General features: G+C 67.2%; 18 protein-coding genes. 6 read left to right on the top strand and 12 right to left on the bottom strand.

What is annotated here, in order from left to right; all coding sequences use genetic code 11:
* Nucleotides 1-53: 53 nt before the first annotated feature.
* From A5750_RS07320 to A5750_RS07300, 5 genes are read right to left on the bottom strand one after another with little or no spacing between them, the layout of a single operon-like run.
* Entirely contained in the window at nt 54-1,163 is a 1,110-nt protein-coding gene (locus A5750_RS07320; RefSeq protein WP_067261829.1) for a Xaa-Pro peptidase family protein, read from the bottom strand.
* Entirely contained in the window at nt 1,153-2,385 is a 1,233-nt protein-coding gene (locus A5750_RS07315) for a Xaa-Pro peptidase family protein (protein WP_067261827.1), read from the bottom strand. Before A5750_RS07315 ends, A5750_RS07320 begins: the two co-directional genes overlap by 11 nt.
* A 1-nt stretch (nt 2,386) precedes the next feature.
* Nucleotides 2,387-3,553 (bottom strand): amidohydrolase family protein, encoded by a 1,167-nt coding sequence (locus A5750_RS07310; protein WP_067261867.1) that lies wholly within the window; start codon nt 3,551-3,553, stop codon nt 2,387-2,389.
* Nucleotides 3,554-3,563: 10 nt separating this feature from the next.
* Nucleotides 3,564-4,787 carry a cytochrome P450 gene (locus A5750_RS07305; protein WP_067261824.1) on the bottom strand — a complete coding sequence of 408 codons (1,224 nt, stop codon included), beginning with the start codon at nt 4,785-4,787 and terminating at the stop codon, nt 3,564-3,566.
* A gap of 36 nt (nt 4,788-4,823) precedes the next feature.
* Nucleotides 4,824-5,501 (bottom strand): TetR family transcriptional regulator, encoded by a 678-nt coding sequence (locus A5750_RS07300; RefSeq protein ID WP_066953818.1) that lies wholly within the window; start codon nt 5,499-5,501, stop codon nt 4,824-4,826.
* A 145-nt stretch (nt 5,502-5,646) separates the two neighbouring features.
* On the opposite strand from A5750_RS07300, the gene A5750_RS07295 reads away from it, so the two are divergent.
* Nucleotides 5,647-6,123, top strand: a complete 477-nt coding sequence (locus tag A5750_RS07295; protein WP_067261821.1) for a nitroreductase family deazaflavin-dependent oxidoreductase — start codon at nt 5,647-5,649, stop codon at nt 6,121-6,123.
* A gap of 15 nt (nt 6,124-6,138) precedes the next feature.
* Here A5750_RS07295 and A5750_RS07290 read toward each other — a convergent pair whose 3' ends face one another.
* The 3 genes from A5750_RS07290 to A5750_RS07280 all read right to left on the bottom strand — a co-directional run bounded on the left by A5750_RS07290 (nt 6,139) and on the right by A5750_RS07280 (nt 8,233).
* Nucleotides 6,139-6,633, bottom strand: a complete 495-nt coding sequence (locus A5750_RS07290; protein ID WP_066953823.1) for a DUF2231 domain-containing protein — start codon at nt 6,631-6,633, stop codon at nt 6,139-6,141.
* A gap of 33 nt (nt 6,634-6,666) precedes the next feature.
* Nucleotides 6,667-7,290 (bottom strand): hypothetical protein, encoded by a 624-nt coding sequence (locus tag A5750_RS07285; RefSeq protein ID WP_066953826.1) that lies wholly within the window; start codon nt 7,288-7,290, stop codon nt 6,667-6,669.
* Nucleotides 7,291-7,408: 118 nt separating this feature from the next.
* Nucleotides 7,409-8,233, bottom strand: coding sequence for a SigB/SigF/SigG family RNA polymerase sigma factor (locus A5750_RS07280; RefSeq protein ID WP_082948205.1), 825 nt, complete (start codon nt 8,231-8,233; stop codon nt 7,409-7,411).
* A gap of 679 nt (nt 8,234-8,912) precedes the next feature.
* Between A5750_RS07280 and A5750_RS07275 the strand changes: the two genes are divergently transcribed.
* The 3 genes from A5750_RS07275 (at nt 8,913) to A5750_RS07265 (ending at nt 11,161) form a co-directional block, all read left to right on the top strand.
* Nucleotides 8,913-9,806 (top strand): SDR family NAD(P)-dependent oxidoreductase, encoded by an 894-nt coding sequence (locus A5750_RS07275; RefSeq protein ID WP_066953828.1) that lies wholly within the window; start codon nt 8,913-8,915, stop codon nt 9,804-9,806.
* A 189-nt stretch (nt 9,807-9,995) separates the two neighbouring features.
* Nucleotides 9,996-10,781 (top strand): heavy metal-binding domain-containing protein, encoded by a 786-nt coding sequence (locus A5750_RS07270; protein ID WP_067261819.1) that lies wholly within the window; start codon nt 9,996-9,998, stop codon nt 10,779-10,781.
* On the top strand, nt 10,781-11,161 hold the full coding sequence (locus A5750_RS07265) for a DUF5073 family protein (RefSeq protein ID WP_066953831.1): 381 nt from the start codon (nt 10,781-10,783) through the stop codon (nt 11,159-11,161). The genes A5750_RS07270 and A5750_RS07265 overlap by 1 nt, the downstream gene beginning before the upstream one ends.
* Before the next feature lie 8 nt (nt 11,162-11,169).
* On the opposite strand, the gene A5750_RS07260 is transcribed toward A5750_RS07265, so the two are convergent.
* The 3 genes from A5750_RS07260 to A5750_RS07250 form a co-directional block, all read right to left on the bottom strand.
* Nucleotides 11,170-11,805 carry a cutinase family protein gene (locus tag A5750_RS07260; protein ID WP_369817356.1) on the bottom strand — a complete coding sequence of 212 codons (636 nt, stop codon included), beginning with the start codon at nt 11,803-11,805 and terminating at the stop codon, nt 11,170-11,172.
* Nucleotides 11,806-11,895: 90 nt separating this feature from the next.
* A complete protein-coding gene (locus A5750_RS07255) occupies nt 11,896-12,372 on the bottom strand; it encodes a hypothetical protein (RefSeq protein WP_066953834.1) in 477 nt (158 codons plus the stop codon).
* 43 nt (nt 12,373-12,415) lie between these two features.
* Nucleotides 12,416-13,087 carry a TetR/AcrR family transcriptional regulator gene (locus A5750_RS07250; protein WP_066953837.1) on the bottom strand — a complete coding sequence of 224 codons (672 nt, stop codon included), beginning with the start codon at nt 13,085-13,087 and terminating at the stop codon, nt 12,416-12,418.
* Between the two features lie 155 nt (nt 13,088-13,242).
* On the opposite strand from A5750_RS07250, the gene A5750_RS07245 reads away from it, so the two are divergent.
* Entirely contained in the window at nt 13,243-15,009 is a 1,767-nt protein-coding gene (locus A5750_RS07245) for an amidohydrolase family protein (RefSeq protein WP_066953840.1), read from the top strand.
* An 18-nt stretch (nt 15,010-15,027) separates the two neighbouring features.
* On the opposite strand, the gene A5750_RS07240 is transcribed toward A5750_RS07245, so the two are convergent.
* Nucleotides 15,028-15,591: a TetR/AcrR family transcriptional regulator gene (locus tag A5750_RS07240; protein WP_197505377.1), complete on the bottom strand. Its 564-nt coding sequence runs from the start codon at nt 15,589-15,591 to the stop codon at nt 15,028-15,030.
* Between the two features lie 177 nt (nt 15,592-15,768).
* Between A5750_RS07240 and A5750_RS07235 the strand changes: the two genes are divergently transcribed.
* Complete coding sequence (locus A5750_RS07235; RefSeq protein WP_066953845.1) at nt 15,769-16,329, top strand: bifunctional 2-polyprenyl-6-hydroxyphenol methylase/3-demethylubiquinol 3-O-methyltransferase UbiG; 561 nt, start codon at nt 15,769-15,771, stop codon at nt 16,327-16,329.
* The last annotated feature ends 1 nt before the right edge of the window (nt 16,330 follow it).

Genomic DNA, 16,330 nt, shown 5'->3' with positions numbered 1-16,330 from the left:
CCGACAAAAAACGCGGTCTTGGGACCGCTGAAACTGAAGTGACGCAAGTGAATTCAGCAAGCCCACGCCGGGCTGGTGGTCATCACGTCGACGCCGCCTTCGGTGATGTGGACGGTGTCGCGCCGGAACACCGCTCCGACACCCTCTTCCCAGACATACCCGGTGATCGCCAACACCATGCCCGGCTCCAGCTCGTCGCGTTCGCCTGCGGCCAACAGTGTTTCGGACACCACCGGGGGATCGAAGCCCAGCCCCAAGCCGTGTGCGATCGGCATCGGCGGAATCGGTTCTCCGGCCGCCTGATAGGCGGCCACCAAGTCGGAGGTGGGAGCGCCGGGCCGACAGGCCGCAAGCATGTTGTCGTACAACACATCCGAGCGGCCGAATAGCGTATGGGGAGAATCACCGGCCGGCCAGGTCCGACCCACCTCCGCGACGTATCCGTTCGCCAGGGCCCCCGCGGCGAACGCGACCAGATCACCCGGGCGTACCTCGCCCGAATCGGCACGGCGCCAGGGGTATTCCTTCGACGTCACCCAGGCGGCGTCCTGCGTGGCCGGCGTGCTCACCCCGCCCGCGGCCATGGCCTGCATCATCGCCCCGGCCAGCGTCCGCTCCGACACTCCCGGCGCGAATTCGGCCAGGGCGGCGGCAAGTCCGCGTTCGGCGACCCGAAGTGCGGGGCCCATCGCCGCGATTTCATCGGGAGTCTTGACGCGCCGCGCCGCGCGCATCGCCACCTCCGCGTCGACGAGCTCGGCATTGGGGAACGCCTCGGGCAGCAGCGCGGCGAAAGTGGGTGTGATCGCATCGGTTCCGACCCGCCGGGCCCTATCGGCCCCGTCGATCTTCTTCAGCACGTCGATGAGCGTCATCGGGTTCCAGGCCAGCCCGTAGAGGTGATCGTGCCCGATCTCCTCCGGAACCCCCTCGTCATCGGTGCTATTGAGGTAGATGTCCCCGGAGGCGCGCACTACGACACACATGGGACCGAACGGCCGCGTCCCGGCTATCCAGAGCTGCGGTGCGCCGGTGACGTAACGAATGTTGGCCTGCCGCCCGAGCACCAGGATGTCGAGCCCTTGTGCGTCCATTTGCGCCAGCGCCCGTTCCCGACGACCCGTCCGCAATGCGCGGGGGTCGGGCAAAACCTCAGTCGCCATAAGGGGCATAGGGGTAGTCGGTGATCGGCAGGTAGCCGTCTTCGGTGATCACCACGATCTCCTCACTGCGGTAGCCGCCTGTCCCGTCTTCCCACACCACGGGTTCCAGAACCAGAACCATCCCGGGTGAGAAGACGAAGTTGTCGTCGAATTCTTCGCCGAGATCCGTTCCGATCATGGGCGCTTCGGCGGGGTAGGTGCCGATGCCGTGGCCTAGATAGAAATGCGGCAACCACGGTTTGCGGCCACCGTTGGCGGCGATCGCCGCCCGCGCCAGATCGCCGGAAGTGACACCGGCTTTGGTCACGGCGAGCACCGCATCCAGGATGGCACGCCATTGCCGGAACTGATCCTGCTGCCGCGGCGTGGGCTGTTCGCCGACAACCCAGGTCCGGCCGAAATCGGAGCAGTATCCGAGGTAGGTCATGCTGATATCGGTCCAGAGCACATCACCGGCGGCGAGTTCACGATCGGTGGGCAACAGCGGCAACGCAAGATCGCCATGGGTCGTCCAGACTCCGGCTTCGCGCGAACTGGGCATGACCTGCCAGATGGCCTCCAGCATGTTGGTGGTGGCGCCCAGCTCGAAGGCGCGACGCACCAGCGTGGCCGAGAGATCGATCTGCCGCACTCCCGGCGCCAGGGCCCCCTGCACGTCCACGATCGCTTCCTCGGTGATGCGGGCCGCCCGGCGAAGGCAGGACAGCTCATCCCGCGTCTTCACCAACTGCGCGGCACCAACCACGATCGCCGCATCCGTCGGCGCGCCCGCGGGGAACAGCTTGGGGCCGGCCCTGCGCATCGCCCCGGTCAATTCGTCGACGGCGATGTTCGCACCCGGCGGGATCAGTCCCGCTAGCTCGCGCGCGAATTGCTCTACCCCATGGTCGAATTCGAGGTAGACCGGGCCGTGCAGGTGGTCGTCAGGCACCGGTGGCCGCGCGGACGCACCGCCGCGGAACGGCATGAACAGGTGCGGGTGTTCGTCGTCGGCGAGCACGACCGCGACCGGGCGCTCCACGTGCGAGAGGCCCGCGTCCACCAGGGGCCAGCTGGCCCCCGTCGCGTACCCGACGTAGCCGTTCATCAGCAGGATCAGCGCGTCGACGCCGTGGTCGGCCATCGCGGACCGCAGGCGCGCCCCGGTCTCCGCGCGCATGCGCGCCCGATCCGGTTCATCGGGTATGTCGATCACAGAGCCACGTGCTGTGGAAGAAGCCATCTCAGATACCCAGGAAGCTTCTGATGTTTCCGCTGACGACGCGGACGGCGTCCTCGGGACCGACGGCATCGACCACCGCGGCCAGGGACCGCTCCGAATATCCGTAAGTGCTTTCGTTGTGCGGGTAGTCGGACGACCACATCACCTTGTCGATGCCGATCTCGTCGATCTGGGCGAGCCCAAGGCCGTCCACCATGAACGAGGCGCACATGTGGGTGTCCCAGTAGTAACGGACGTCGTGTTCGGGTTGGTGTGCGAGCATGTGCCGGTACGAGGCCAGCACGTGCTCGGCGTCCTGCAAAGCCGGTGGGACCCAGGCGATACCGCCCTCGAACCAGCCGACCCGCAGCCGCGGATGGCGGTCGAGGATGCCGCCGAAGACGTACTTGGAGAACATCTCCCGGAACGAGTCGATGTTGACCATCATGGCCACCGCGACGCTGTTGACCTCGCTCGGAACCTTCGGCTGGCTCTCGCCGATGTGGTGGGCTACCGGCAGCCCGGCGTCCTCGATTTCGTCCCACACCGCACTCATCGCGGCACCGGAGAAGTCGATGGCGTGGCCGTTGTCGTCGATGCCGGGGCTTATCGGCATCAGAAACGTCTTGAGCCCCAGCGATTTCAGCTCGTTCAGCGTGCGCCGGGCTCCGCGCGGATCCCACCAGTTGATCAGACCGACACCGTAGCAGTGGCCATCGGAGCGCTCCTGGAAGGCGGCGATGTGTTCGTTGTAGATGCGGAAGATGCGCTCCCGAAGGTCCTTGTCGGGATAGTGGAACAGTGCCAACACCGCGTTGGGAAACACCAGTTCTTTATCGACGCCGTCCTCGGCGAGCTCGCGCACGCGGGCGTCGATGTTGCTGCTGACCGCCCCGGCCAGGTCGTCGTACTGCATCAGCACCGCGCTGAAATCGCCGACCACCATCGACTGCCCCGGCCGGCCGAGCAGGTAGGCGCCGTCCTCGTACCAGATTCGCGGCGCGTAATCCTTCAGGTCGTCGGGGAAGTGGTCGTAGAAGATGTCGTCGGCCACCGAAATGTGGTTGTCGGCGGAAAACACCTCAGTACCGGGGGGCAGGCCCGTGCTGACGCCGGCGGCGTGACCCCGCCGGTGCTTGGGCGCGCCGATCACGCCCTCCGGGTACAGGGCGCGAGTTTGCGATGACATCATCGTCCACTCACCATGTCACTGGCAGCTCGTAGAGGCCATAGGCCAGCGCGTCGTGTTTGAACGGCAGCTCTTCCACGGGCCCCGCGAGCCGCAGTGTCGGGACGCGGCGTAGCAAGGTGGGCAAGACGATCTGCAGTTCCATCCGGGCCAGCTGCTGCCCGACGCACTGGTGCCGGCCGTAGCCGAACCCGACGTGCGCGCCGTCCTCCCGGCGCAGGTCGAGCCGGTCCGGGTCGGGGAATTGCCGGGCATCCCAGTTCGCCGGCGCCACGTCGAGGATGATGCCCTCGCCGGCCCGGATCGTCTCGCCGCCCACCTCGATGTCCTCGACGGCGATGCGGCGCTGCCCGGTCTGAATGATGCTGAGGTAGCGCATCAATTCCTCGACCGCGACGGCGATCACCTTCGGGTCGTCGGTATCGCGCATCAGCGCCAGCTGGTCGGGGTGGTCGAGCAGTGCCGCGATGCTCAGACTGATCATGTTGGCGGTGGTCTCGTGGCCGGCGATGAGCACGCCGGTGGCCAACTGCGCGGCCTCGCGCACGCTGAGCTCTTCGGCGTTGACCCGCTCGGCCAGGTCGGACACCAAATCCTCCGACGGGTCTTGCATTTTGGCCCGCACCAAGTTCGCCAGGTACTTCGCCAACGACGCGGCGCCCTGCGCCGTGTCCTCCTCGGTGGCGTAGCGGCCCATGCCCCGCTGGGCCTGGGCCTGGAAGAAGTCGGCGTCCTCGTATGGCACGCCCAGCAATTGGCTGATGACCAGCGACGGGACGGGCAGCGCCAAGGTGCTGACGATGTCGCCCGGCTTGGGGCCGGCCAGCAATGCGTCGATGTGATCGTCGGTGATCTGCTGCACCGCGGGCCGCAGCGCCTCAACCCGCTTGAACGTGAAGGGTTTTGACAGCATCCGGCGGAATCGGGTGTGTTCTTCGGCGTCGGAGGTGAAAACCGATCGCGGACGCTTGTGCACCGTCGCGAGCATGCCCGCATTCCAATGCGGATAGCCGGGCAGTCGGTCGTCGACGCTGGCGCGTGAATCGGTGAACAACGCCCGGATCGCCTCATAGCCGTGGATCAACCACGGTGTGCTGTCGTCCCAGATCCGCACCCGGCTCAGCTGCTTGTCGGTGTTGAGCTCCAACACCTTTGGCGGCGGGGCGAACGGGCAACCCGGCGCGCGCGACATCGGGAACTCCGGAATATCCGTGGCGGTCGAGACGTCGGTCATCGTTCTCCTTGCTGGCCTGGTTTGGTTTTCGGTCGACTAGCCGGCTGCCGCGCCCACGTGGACCGGTGCGCGCCACAGGCCGACGATGGCGTCGATCAGGCCTTCGCCGGCGACCGGCCAGGCCGAACGCGAACGTGGCCCGTGTTCGGCCAGGGCGCCTTCGTGCTCGGCGCAGGTATGCATGAGCAGGTTGCGCACCATGACCATGCGTTCCGAACGCACCCGCTTGGGCAGGTCGGGGAGGCAGTGGTTGATGCCGTCGATGGTCTGCACCAGCAGTGGTGACGTGAGCGCGTCTTTGGTGACGACGTGGCGGTAGGTGGGGTCGGCCATCGCTTGGGCAGCGAAGCGCGCGTACCAGCTGGGCACCCCGAGCGCGTGCAGGTGATCGGTGAGGGGCCGCACCAACGCGCCCACCCAGTCGCGCAGGTCGGTCGAATCGTCGATGGCGGTCAGCATCTGCGCCCGCAATTCCTCGATCGGCTCCCGATGCTTGCTCTCGATCGCTCGGAGCAGGTCGGTCCTCGTCCCGAAGTGGTAGCACGCCGCGGCGTTGTTGCCCTGCCCGGCCGCCTCGCTGATCTGCCGGTTCGATACGGCGTACATGCCACGTTCGGCGAACAGCACTTCCGCGGCCGACAGGATCGCCTCCCGGGTGCCTGTCGACCTGTCGGAACGGGCGATCCGCTCGGCGGTCATCGCCTCAGTGAACACCGCGTGCCCGATTAAATCAAGCAGTTTATTTAACGGCGTGGCGGCCGCGGCGGTGTGCTGCGCGTCGGCATTGGAATCCCGCCCCGTCAAGGCGATTTCATCGTTGCGACGCCCAAGCCGGCCCGCACGGGAATACAGTCACCGTATGAATCCGCTCCAGCGGTTGGCCGGCAATCCGGTGGCCTACCGCCGGTTCGTCCTCAATGGCCGGCCGGTCGCGGAAGCTGTTGAGGCGCTGTTGCGGTTCGCGACCGGTGGGCGGCTCGGCGTGCTGGACCTCGCCGGCCTGCCGAACGTGCGGATCACGACGTCGGGTCGCAAAACGGGCCTCGCCCGCACGGCGACGGTGCAGTACGTGCCCGTCGAGAATGGGTTGTTGCTGGTCGGTTCCAACTGGGGCCGGGACCGCCACCCGTCGTGGTCGGCGAATCTGAAAGCCACGCAGCGAGTTACCGTTCGCAGGCGCGGACAGCGCTTCGTCGCGACGGTGCGGTTGCTCACCGGCGAGGAGCGCGAAAAGGCGTGGTCCGAGGTGCTGGCGCACTGGCCGAACTATCAACTCGCCCAAGATCGCGCGGGCGGGCGCCAGTTCCGCCTGTTTCTGCTTACGCCCATTGCATAGGCGACGTGACGACCGTTAACCAGGGTGGTGGGATTGTTCCAGCCGGGTGATTTCGCCACCCCAAACCGATTGGGCCCCAGCATCACCCACGCGGTAGATCTGGACCGTCGATGCGATGGCGACGGCGAGCACCAGTATCGCGATGGTCGCGCGCACGACCACGCGGCGCTTGTCTGAGCGGCGTTCGATCAGCCGCATCGCCACCAGCACCAGCGCGGCCGCGAGCAGTGCGGCGGAGAAGTAGGTCATCGTCGCGCCCAGCGCGGCGTGCTTCTGCAGGATGGCGGTGGGTTTAGCCCTCAGGTCGTAAAGCCATTCCCCGGCGTTTACCGTGATCGGCGTCAACACCATGGTGGCGGCAGCCGATATCACCGCGAGCCACAACAGTGGGCCCCGCCGCGCCGTCGGCCAAATCACGCAAACGATCTCGAGCAGGGCGGTCAGCGGTACCAGCACGACCACGAAGTGCAGCAGCAGGGCATGGGCTGGCATGCCGTTGATGATGGTCATCGGGCTCCTTTGTGGTGGGCGGTCAGTTCCCGCTCAGCCGCCGAGCCCCTTCTTGATGGCCGCATCTTGTTTCTGGCCCACGTCGTTGACGAAATCCGCGGGGGCCAGGGTGTCGGGCGGGCCGTCGAACTGCAGCGTGACGAAGGCTCTGCCCTCGGTGAACAGCAGAATCGTCACGCCCTTGCTCTTGTCCGGATTATTGCCCAACAACGTTGTTCCGCCGGTTCCGACGTTGGCAGCTTGCGTCGTCGGGGTCTTGATCACGTCACCCTGAGCGCCCTTGGCCGTGTTCAACGCGTCGGTGGCGGCGCCGGGGTCCGCGAACACCTGGATGGTGTCCTTGATGACGTGGCTGCCGTCCTCGTCCTTGAACGTCGTCGCGACGCCCGGCTGGCCATTCGGGTTGGAGGTCGGTGGGGTGGCGGTGAACGGTATCGGCGCGTTGATGTCGCTCGCCTGGATCAACAGTCCGGTGTACTCGCTCGGCTGAGCGGCGGCCGACGACGTCGGTGCCGAGCTGTGCGCACTGGTGGCCGAGCTGGACGACCCCGACTTCGACGGCGTTGACGACGTCGGATTCTTGCCGCACCCCGCTACCGCCACCGCAAGCGCCGTCGCCACCGCGACGCCCGCGGCCACCGTCCGTGAAGTCCTCATAGCTCGAGCTCCCTTCCAGGCTGCCTCCGGCGCCACCGTCGAGTTCGTTCCCGAATCGCACAGTACATTGCGGCGCGGCGCCACCGTGGCACCGAAGGCCCTGGGAGAGATGAAGGGGCTAATCCAGTTGGTCGCGTAGGCCGCGCAGGGTGCTGGCCAGAATGCGGGACACCTGCATCTGCGAGACCCCGATGCACTCGGCGATCTGGCTCTGCGTCATCGATTCGAAGAATCGCATGCGCAAGACCTCGCGTTCACGCTCGGGGAGTGCGGACACCAGGACGCGCAGCGCTTCCCGGTTGGTGATGTGTTCGATCTGCGGGTCGATGCCGCCGACCGCGTCCGCGACCAGTCGCGGCGTGCCCGAGCTATCGGTGCCCACCGGCGCGTCCAGGGAATCCAGGCGGTAGGCGTCGCCCGCCACCAGGCATTCCACTATTTCCTCGCGGGAGACTTCCAGCGCTTGCGACAGCTCGCCCGCGGTGGGCGCGCGCCCCAGCTTCTGGGCCAGATCGCCGGTCGTCCTGCTGATCTGCACGTGCAATTCCCGCAGTCTCCGCGGTACCCGCATGCCCCAGCTGTAGTCGCGGAAGTAACGGCGAACCTCGCCCATCATGGTCGGAACCGCGAAGCCGATGAAGCTGGGCCCTTTATCGGGATCAAACCTGTTTATGGCGTTCATCAGCCCCAGTCGTGCCACCTGGATGAGGTCATCGAGACCCTCGCCGCGGCGCGCGAAGTGGCTGGCCACATGGTCGGCCAGGGGCAAACAGCGGGTCACGATCCGTTCGCGCTGGCGACGGTAGTCGTGCGACTCAGCCGGCATCTGGCGCAGCAGCACGAACATTTCGACCACGTCGTCGTACGAATCGTCGGCTTTTCTGTCACGGCTCGGGGCCGAAGGGGCGGAAGCAGGTCGGGCGGGGGCGATCACACTGGTCATAGGCGCACGCGCCCATTCTCGGCGCGGCTGATCCTGAAAGCTTTGGTGCACAAACATTTCTGCATTACTGACTCACTCCTCTGAGTCGTGTGCCGCGAGGCTGGCAGCTATGCGCACGTCGCCTCACCGCACCTGTATCCGCAGGACTGGTCACTTATCGAACGCGCGGGGTTACCGACGGGAGATGACTCAGGTGTTTGTCGCCGGAGCCATGTCGAGCTCAGTAGCCATACGGCTGACTGGCCGCTTTGAGCTAAACGGCGACACATCCAGAACGGACTTCGTTTACGACTATACGCCCCATTGCGTGCGCCCGCGATCGCTTACCCCAACCGGGTCCCGGCTCATGTCCCACCCGTTTCCACCGAATAAACCAACCGCATTGCAGCAAACCTCCTGGCGCTTGCCCATGCCGGCGCTTTCAGCTGGCGGAACTGGACCGTCCAGGTTTTTCCGGTTCGAACCGGCGACCGTCGGCAAAGCGGAGCGGCATTTCGAGGATCAACCGGAGGCGCCCGCGCTGCTCACGTTCCGCGCGTGTCGAAAGGTGTCGACCGCGGTTCTCATTTCTGTCCCGGCTGGGTACTGTTCGCCTAATGTTCGAGACCGATCTCCCGCGACTCACCCTCGGCTCTGACCGAGAGCTGTTCGCGCACAATGCATTACGACAGTCACGGCGATGAATGTCGGTGGGCGCCTGCTGGACGGGCGCGGCGTGGCGGTGGTCGGTGGCAGCCGTGGGATTGGGCGGGCCGTCGTCGAGCTGCTCTGCGGCCTGGGCGCCGGCGTGATCGTCAACGGGCGCGACGCGGGCCCGGTCGAGGAGACCGTCGCCGCGGTCACGGCGTCCGGCGGGCGCGCCGGTGCGGTGGTCGGACCCGCGGACGACGAGCGCATCGCCGGCGTCCTGATCGACGACTGCGTGCGCAGGTACGGACGGCTTGATGCCCTAATCAACTGCGCGGGGATCGCGGAGCCACCCGGCTCTTCGATCCTGAACATTTCGTCGGGCGACTTCGACCGCCTGATCAGCGCGCACCTCGGCACCGTGTTCCACACGTGCCGGGCGGGGGCTCGCGTCATGGCCGCCCAGGGGCACGGCGCCATCGTCAATACCAGTTCGGTCGCATTTCTGGGCGACTACGGCGGCACCGGCTATCCCGCGGGCAAGGGCGCCGTGAACTCCCTGACCCTGGCCATCGCCGCCGAACTGAAGGGCCACGGCGTGCGAGCCAACGTGGTGTGCCCGGGTGCCCGGACACGTCTGTCCACCGGCGCCGAGTACGAGAAGCACATCGAGGACCTGCACCGGCGCGGCCTGCTGGACGAAACGACCATGCAGGCCTCGCTCGACAGCGCGCCGCCCGCCTTCGTGGCTCCGCTCTACGCGTATCTCGCAAGCGACCTGGCGCGGGCCGTGACGGGTCAGATCTTCGTCGCGGCAGGCGGATTCGTCGGTAGCTTCGACCGGCCGACACCGCGGGTCCTGGGCTACCGCGACCACCACGACGCCGGACCCTGGTCGGTCGAGGAGCTGCACACGATGATCGGCGCCGCGCGAGCCGCGCACTGAGCGCCCCGAACCGCCGGGCAACAGCAAATCGATCTCATCGACGCCGCGGCGGTGCCCGCGCGGGGGGGGCCCGGCGCCCCCGGGCACCCTGATTTTGCCGCCGGTGCACCGGAAAGACGCACGTTGCGGGTGTGCGAGGCGGTCCGGCGGCCTAGGCTGTCCTGCGAACCGCAGGAGGGTGTTTTGACAATGCAACCGAACCCGCTCGACCCAGTTGCCAGCGAACGGCTGTCGCACGCAGGCAAAGTGTTCACCTCCGATCTGTCGATCAACGAATTCGCCTTGCTGCACGGGGCCGGGTTCGAGCCGATCGAACTCGTGATGGGTGTCTCGGTCTACCACGTCGGTTATCAGTTCACCGGGATCCGGCAACAATCCGAACTGCCCGTGCTCACCGACGCGACCTACCGGGCGCGCTGGAACGCGATGTCGCGGATGCAGGCGGAGGCCGATTCGCTGGGCGCGGACGGCGTGGTCGGCGTCCGCCTCGAATGGCGTCATCAGGGCGAGGGCGAGCATCTGGAGTTCATCGCGGTCGGCACCGCGGTGCGATACACGGAGAAGCCCGGGGCCTATCGCCGCCCCAACGGGCAGGCGTTCACCAGTCACCTGTCCGGGCAGGATCTGACCACCCTCCTGCGATCGGGATTTGTCCCGGTGGCGTTCGTGATGGGCAACTGCGTATTCCACATCGCCGTGCAAGGGTTCCTGCGCACGCTCGGCCAGGTTGGACGCAACGCCGAGATGCCCCAGTGGACGCAGGGGAGCTACCAGGCGCGCGAGCTGGCGATGTCGCGCATGCAGAGTGAGGCCGAGCGCGACGGCGGAACCGGCGTCGTCGGGGTGCACTTCGCCATTTCCAACTACGCCTGGGGGCATCACACCGTGGAGTTCTATGTCGCGGGTACCGCGGTCCGCCGCGGCGGTGAGGCGCAGACGCTGACGCCGTCGTTCGTCCTGCCCATGAGCGATTGATGACGAGCCTCGATTACGAGCGGGTCGGCGAGTCCATCGGAACGGCCTTGTCCGGTCCCGGGGGAGTCGGGCTGGTCCTGAGAGTCTTCTCGGGCGTTCCGGGGGTGATTTTCGCTCCGGCGCGCCGCGGTTTCTTCCGGTCGCAGCCGGAGCGGGTGCAGATCGGCCATTGGCGTTATGAAGTCACTCCCGACGGCCGCCTGAGCGCCGCCCACCTGGTGAACGGCATCGTCCTGGCCGAAGAGGTCCTCGCCGCCGGCGCCGTCGGACCGCACATCGCTCGTGCCCTCGGGCAGCTGGTGACCAGCTACGGCCCGACGATCATCCCCAACATCGATGCGGCCCTCGAGGTCCTCGAGGCCGGGGCCGGACCGCGCTGAAAGCCGGTTCAGACGCGACCGGCGGCGAAATCGGCCGCCTGGTCGACCATGCCCGCCTCGACGTACTGCCGGTGCGCGACGGGGTTTCCCGCGTCCGAGCAGATCGGGTCGCCGGGCACGCATAATTCGATGGTCTTGGCCGCGTACGAGGGGCCGATCGTCACGGGCGGCTCGTTGATGATGTTCATGAACTGGCTCGACGGCTTTCCGAACAGCGCGACCGCCGACACGTGGTTGGAGACCTCGGCCGGCATCGGCTGCAGCGCCTGCACCAGGTGCACCCCGTCCGGTACCGCGCTTTCGGTGACGAAGCCAATCACGGCCGCGCCCTGGGAGTATCCGCCCAGCACCATCCTCGTTCGCGGGCAGGAGACCGCCATGTGTTCGACGTGCGCGCCCGCGTCGCTGATACCGTCCACTGCCCTGGGGAAGTCCGTGGTCGCCGGGTAGTCGACGGGATACACGCCCAGGGACCTGCCGCCGACGCGCGGGCGCAGGCTGTCGACGAAGCTCTGCCCGATCCGGCCGACGCCGGGCGGCTCGTTGGTACCCCGGGCGAACACCACCTCGACATCGGGACACGGCTCGGCGGCCGCGACGGGAGCGACCGGGAACCCCCAAAAGGGTGCCAGCACAGCACAAATCAAACTGCCGAGACGAAGCGCCTTCACAGCGTGATTTTGTCACAGGGTGACAAAGGGCGCGCGTTATGCGGCGGCGGCCCCCGGGCCGGGCTACCGCGGCGAGTCGGCCCCGGGCGCGTGGGATCGTCTGTGCACCAACGAGCCGGCGGAGCGCAGCACGCCGCGAAACGCGTAGGCGGCGGTCACGATGGTCAGCAGGATCAGCAGGACGAACATGGGCAACCAGTTGCCCCGGCTGTGGTCGACGTCCCACCAGATGATGGTGAACAGCACCGCGCAGACCAGGAGCACCACGTCCCGCCAGTTGCCCCGGTAGGACAACGCCGCCTTGCGCAGGGCCCGGCCCCGGTCGGCGGTCTCGATCAGGTCGTCGATGCGGGCGTCGATGGTGCGCTGCAATTCGGCGCGCCGCGTGGCGGCCTCCGGCGGCAGCCGCTCGAGCAAGTCCATGTCCTGCGCGATCAGCCCCCGATAGTCCGGGCCCCGGAATTGGCCGGCCGCGACGGCCAGCATCGCGCCACCGAACACCGGCGCACTATTCAGAGCGATCTGTCCGAGACCCGTCATGCCCGCTCCTTCCGGTCGTCGTCAACGTCGCTCGATGACGGGGTCAGGATGCCTTGAAAGGGCGGCGTCGTGTTCGCGGCGGCTCCGGGCTTTGCAGCGCATCCATCGCGCGCACCAGCTGCGGGTAGGCGATCGCCGGTCCCAGCCAACGCGTGAGATAGCGCCGCAGATCGGCACCGCTGCGCGGCGCCCGCCCCGGGTCGGCGAGGAACGAATGCAGCACCCGCAGGCTGAATTCGTTCAATTCGTCGAGGCCGGATTCGTCGAAACCGTAACGCTCCCAATCGATGTCGTAGCGATGCAGCATCGACCGGCCGAACGCCAGGGCGGTGTCCGAGATGATGGAGACCTTCTGCCCGCCGCGATGGCGTTGGCTGAGCACGAATTCGACCTGGTTGTCCGAGGCCAGCTCTTCGATGGCGTACGCCATTCCTTCGGTCATCGCCACGACGGGATCGGTGACCCCCTCGAGGTGTGCCGCCATCCGGTCCAGGAACCCGTCGGCCGATCGCATCGCCGAGGCCACCAACAGCGCCTGCGTCCCGGGGAAGTACCGATACACGGTCTGCCGGGTGACGCCGAGCGCCCGCGCCACGTCGGCGATCCGCAGCGCCGACCCGCGTTCGTCGATGATCTTGTCGGCGGCATCCAGGATGCGCTCGATCGCCTCCTCGTCGGAGGCGGGCGTGTTCCCTGCCCAACCGTGACTGCGCATCTATCGAGCGGCAAACCCGTAGTCGGTGATCCCCACAGCCGGATCATAGCGGCTGGGAGCAGGCGATCGTGGCTGGTTAACACGACCGGACACTTCCGTCGTTATGTATGCTCATTGCGAACCATGGGGGTGCCGCGCGGCAGGAAGGCCGACCTTTGCACTACGACACCGTGATCACCAACGGCCGTTGGTTCGACGGGACGGGCGCGCCGTCGGGGCGCAGAAACATCGGGGTGCGCGACGGCCGGGTCGTCACCATCACGCCCGAACCGCTCGACACGGCGGGCGCCGACGTAATCGACGCGACGGGCCAGTGGGTGATCCCCGGAATAATCGACATCCACACTCACTACGACGTCGAAATACTCTGTGAGCCCGAGCTTTCCGAATCGCTGAGGCACGGCGTGACGACCGTGATGCTGGGATCGTGTTCGCTGTCCACGGTGTATCTGGACAACGTCGACGCGGGTGACATCTTCGGCCGGGTCGAAGCGATTCCGCGGCGCTATGTCATCGAGCACCTGGATGCGGCCCGCTCGTGGACCAATCCGGCGGAGTATGTCGCCGAACTCGAGCGGCGGAACTTGGGTCCGAACGTCGCGGCCTTCATGGGCCACTCCGACATGCGCGCCGCGACGATGGGCCTGGACCGGGCAACCCGCAGGGACGTCCGGCCATCGGCAGCCGAGTTGGCGCGGATGGAGTCGATGCTGAACGAGGCGCTCGACGAAGGCTTCGTCGGGATGTCGTCGCAACAACTGCTGTTCGACAAACTCGACGGCGAGGTCTGCCGGTCGCGCACCCTGCCGTCGACCTACGCGAAGTCCCGCGAACTGCGCCGGTTGAACGCTATCTTGCGGCGGCGCAACAAGATTCTGCAGTCGGGGCCGGACATCAAGAACCCGCTATCGGTGGTGTCACAGCTGGCGACGTCGCTGGGATTCGGCCGGCCCCGGTTGAAGACCAGCCTGCTCTCGGCGGCCGACATCAAGGCCATACCGCCGGTGATCCACCTCATGGACTCCCTTGCCCGGGTGGTGAACGCCCTGGGCGGCGACTTTCGTTGGCAGCATCTGCCCGTCCCGTTCGAGGTCTACGCCGACGGCATCTCGCTGGTGGTTTTCGAGGAGTTCGGCGCCGGTGCGGCGGCGCTGCACCTGCAGGGTGAGATCGAGCGCAATCAGCTCATGCGCGACGAGGACTACCGCCGCTGGTTCCGCGAGGACTACGACAAGAGGTTCGGGCCACGGGTGTGGCACCGCGACTTCTTCGACGCCGAGATCGTCGCCTGCCCGGACGCGTCGGTGATCGGCAAGTCGTTCGGCCAGGTGGGCCTGGACCGCGGCGGGCTGCATCCGGTCGACGCATTCCTCGACTTGGTGGTGGAGCACGGCGAAAACCTGCGCTGGCGGACCACTATCTCCAATCATCGTCCCCAGGTGCTCAGGAAGCTGGCGCAGAGCGGAACCGTCCAGATGGGTTTCTCGGACGCCGGCGCACACCTGCGCAACATGGCCTTCTACAACTCCGGACTGCGGCTGTTGCGGCACGTGCACGAGGCGGATAAGCACGGCTCCCCGTTCATGTCGATCGAGCGTGCCGTGCACCGGCTCACCGGCGAGCTCGGGTCCTGGTACGGAATCGACGCGGGCACCCTGCGCGAAGGGGATCGCGCCGACATCGTCGTGATCAACCCGGACAAGCTCGACGGTTCGCTGGATCGTTACGCCGAGCATCCGGTGCAGTCCTACGGCGGCTTGACCCGGATGGTCAACCGCAACGACGACACGGTCAGCGCCGTGTTGGTGGCGGGACAGTTCGCGTTCGGTGCCGGCGAGGCCGCACCGGCGCTGGGCAAGCGGAAGTTCGGCCGCTTCCTGCGGGCGGGCGAGTCGTCCAGGAGCTTGACGCCGGTCGCTTAATCGTTGCCGCGCAGCGGTTTATGCCACGGATGCACCCAGAATCAGGTTGACGGCCTCGTCGAGTTGTCCCGCAATCTCGTCGAAGCTGACGAACCGGGCGGTCATCAGAGCGCCGGAGAACGTCATCTGCAGCGTCGATTTCACGGCGCGGGGCCAGCCCGGCCCCAGTGCGGCGCCGATACGGGTGGCCACCTCGTGGCCGATCTGCTCCCGAATCGGCTCCACCGCCGGATCGTCGGCCATTAGGGCCGCGCCGCACGCGGCGGTCAGTTCGGGCTCGTCGGCGACCACGACGGCCATGTCGCGCAGCGTCGCGCTGACGCGCGTCTTCGTCGTGTCGTTGACATCGGTATGCAGCGGCAGCTCGCGGAGAAAGCGCAGGTACACCGCCGCGACCAGCGCGCTTTTCGACGGAAAGTAGGTGTAGGCGCTGGCGGGCGACACTCCGGCGCGACTCGCGACCGAACGCATCGTCAGGTTGGCGTACGACGACGCGCGCAGCTCGTCCAGCCCGGCATCCAGGACCTTGCGGATCGTCTGGCCGGGCCGGCGATCGGACCGGCGAGCCGCATCTTTAGACACCCGTCCAGTGTAGGAAGGCGGCGAGAGCGCGAACAACTTCCGTCCGGGTCGTGTCCAGGGACCGATCCGCGCCCCGCGCTGTTGTTTTGCGTCAGCCGCCGAAGGGCGATCCGGTATCCGTCGGCCGAGATTTACAGACAGCTGTCCAGAACAGCGGGTGCCTCTAGAGTGGCGGCTATGGCCGAGGCGGACCGGCAGCGCTGGGACGAGCGGTACGCGACGAGAACACCGCCGTCAGTGAACGCGGTGGGACCACCCGACTTCTTGGTACCCCATGTAGATGTAGTGCCTACTGCGGGAAGGGCTCTCGATCTCGCTTGCGGACCCGGAGCCGGCGCGGTGTGGCTCGCGATGCGCGGGCTTGAGGTGGTGGGCGTGGACGTATCCCCGGTGGCGGTCGGCCAGGCGCGCGAGCTGGCCCAGCGCGCCGGCGTGAGCGGCCGGTGCCGCTTCGACGTCGCCGACCTCGATGACGGCCTGCCGGCCGGGCCGTCCGTCGACGTCATCCTGTGCCATAGATTCCGGGACCGCCGCCTCGACCGGGCGATCGTCGAACGCCTGGCGCCCGGCGGCGTGCTGGCGATCGCTGTGCTGAGCGAAGTGGGGGCCGCCGCGGGACCGTTTCGGGCGGTCGCCGGTGAGCTTCCCGCGGCGTTTGCCGATCTCGACCTGTTGGCCGCCGGTGAAGCCGAGGGCTACGCTTGGCTGCTGGCGCGCGCACGGCGCGAAGCTCGCTGAG

The sequence above is a fragment of the Mycobacterium sp. 852002-51613_SCH5001154 genome, from assembly GCF_001667425.1.
Classification (GTDB): domain Bacteria; phylum Actinomycetota; class Actinomycetes; order Mycobacteriales; family Mycobacteriaceae; genus Mycobacterium.
The sequence above is the reverse complement of the archived record's forward strand: the minus strand, read 5'-3'. Positions and strand labels throughout refer to the sequence as shown.

Coding starts and splice junctions, on each gene's coding strand:
- A5750_RS07320 (WP_067261829.1), bottom strand. CDS start 1,163: ATGGCGACTGAGGTTTTGCCCGACCCCCGCGCATTGCGGACGGGTCGT.
- A5750_RS07315 (WP_067261827.1), bottom strand. CDS start 2,385: ATGGCTTCTTCCACAGCACGTGGCTCTGTGATCGACATACCCGATGAA.
- A5750_RS07310 (WP_067261867.1), bottom strand. CDS start 3,553: ATGTCATCGCAAACTCGCGCCCTGTACCCGGAGGGCGTGATCGGCGCG.
- A5750_RS07305 (WP_067261824.1), bottom strand. CDS start 4,787: ATGACCGACGTCTCGACCGCCACGGATATTCCGGAGTTCCCGATGTCG.
- A5750_RS07295 (WP_067261821.1), top strand. CDS start 5,647: ATGAATCCGCTCCAGCGGTTGGCCGGCAATCCGGTGGCCTACCGCCGG.
- A5750_RS07290 (WP_066953823.1), bottom strand. CDS start 6,633: ATGACCATCATCAACGGCATGCCAGCCCATGCCCTGCTGCTGCACTTC.
- A5750_RS07285 (WP_066953826.1), bottom strand. CDS start 7,290: ATGAGGACTTCACGGACGGTGGCCGCGGGCGTCGCGGTGGCGACGGCG.
- A5750_RS07280 (WP_082948205.1), bottom strand. CDS start 8,233: ATGACCAGTGTGATCGCCCCCGCCCGACCTGCTTCCGCCCCTTCGGCC.
- A5750_RS07275 (WP_066953828.1), top strand. CDS start 8,913: ATGAATGTCGGTGGGCGCCTGCTGGACGGGCGCGGCGTGGCGGTGGTC.
- A5750_RS07270 (WP_067261819.1), top strand. CDS start 9,996: ATGCAACCGAACCCGCTCGACCCAGTTGCCAGCGAACGGCTGTCGCAC.
- A5750_RS07265 (WP_066953831.1), top strand. CDS start 10,781: ATGACGAGCCTCGATTACGAGCGGGTCGGCGAGTCCATCGGAACGGCC.
- A5750_RS07255 (WP_066953834.1), bottom strand. CDS start 12,372: ATGACGGGTCTCGGACAGATCGCTCTGAATAGTGCGCCGGTGTTCGGT.
- A5750_RS07250 (WP_066953837.1), bottom strand. CDS start 13,087: ATGCGCAGTCACGGTTGGGCAGGGAACACGCCCGCCTCCGACGAGGAG.
- A5750_RS07235 (WP_066953845.1), top strand. CDS start 15,769: ATGGCCGAGGCGGACCGGCAGCGCTGGGACGAGCGGTACGCGACGAGA.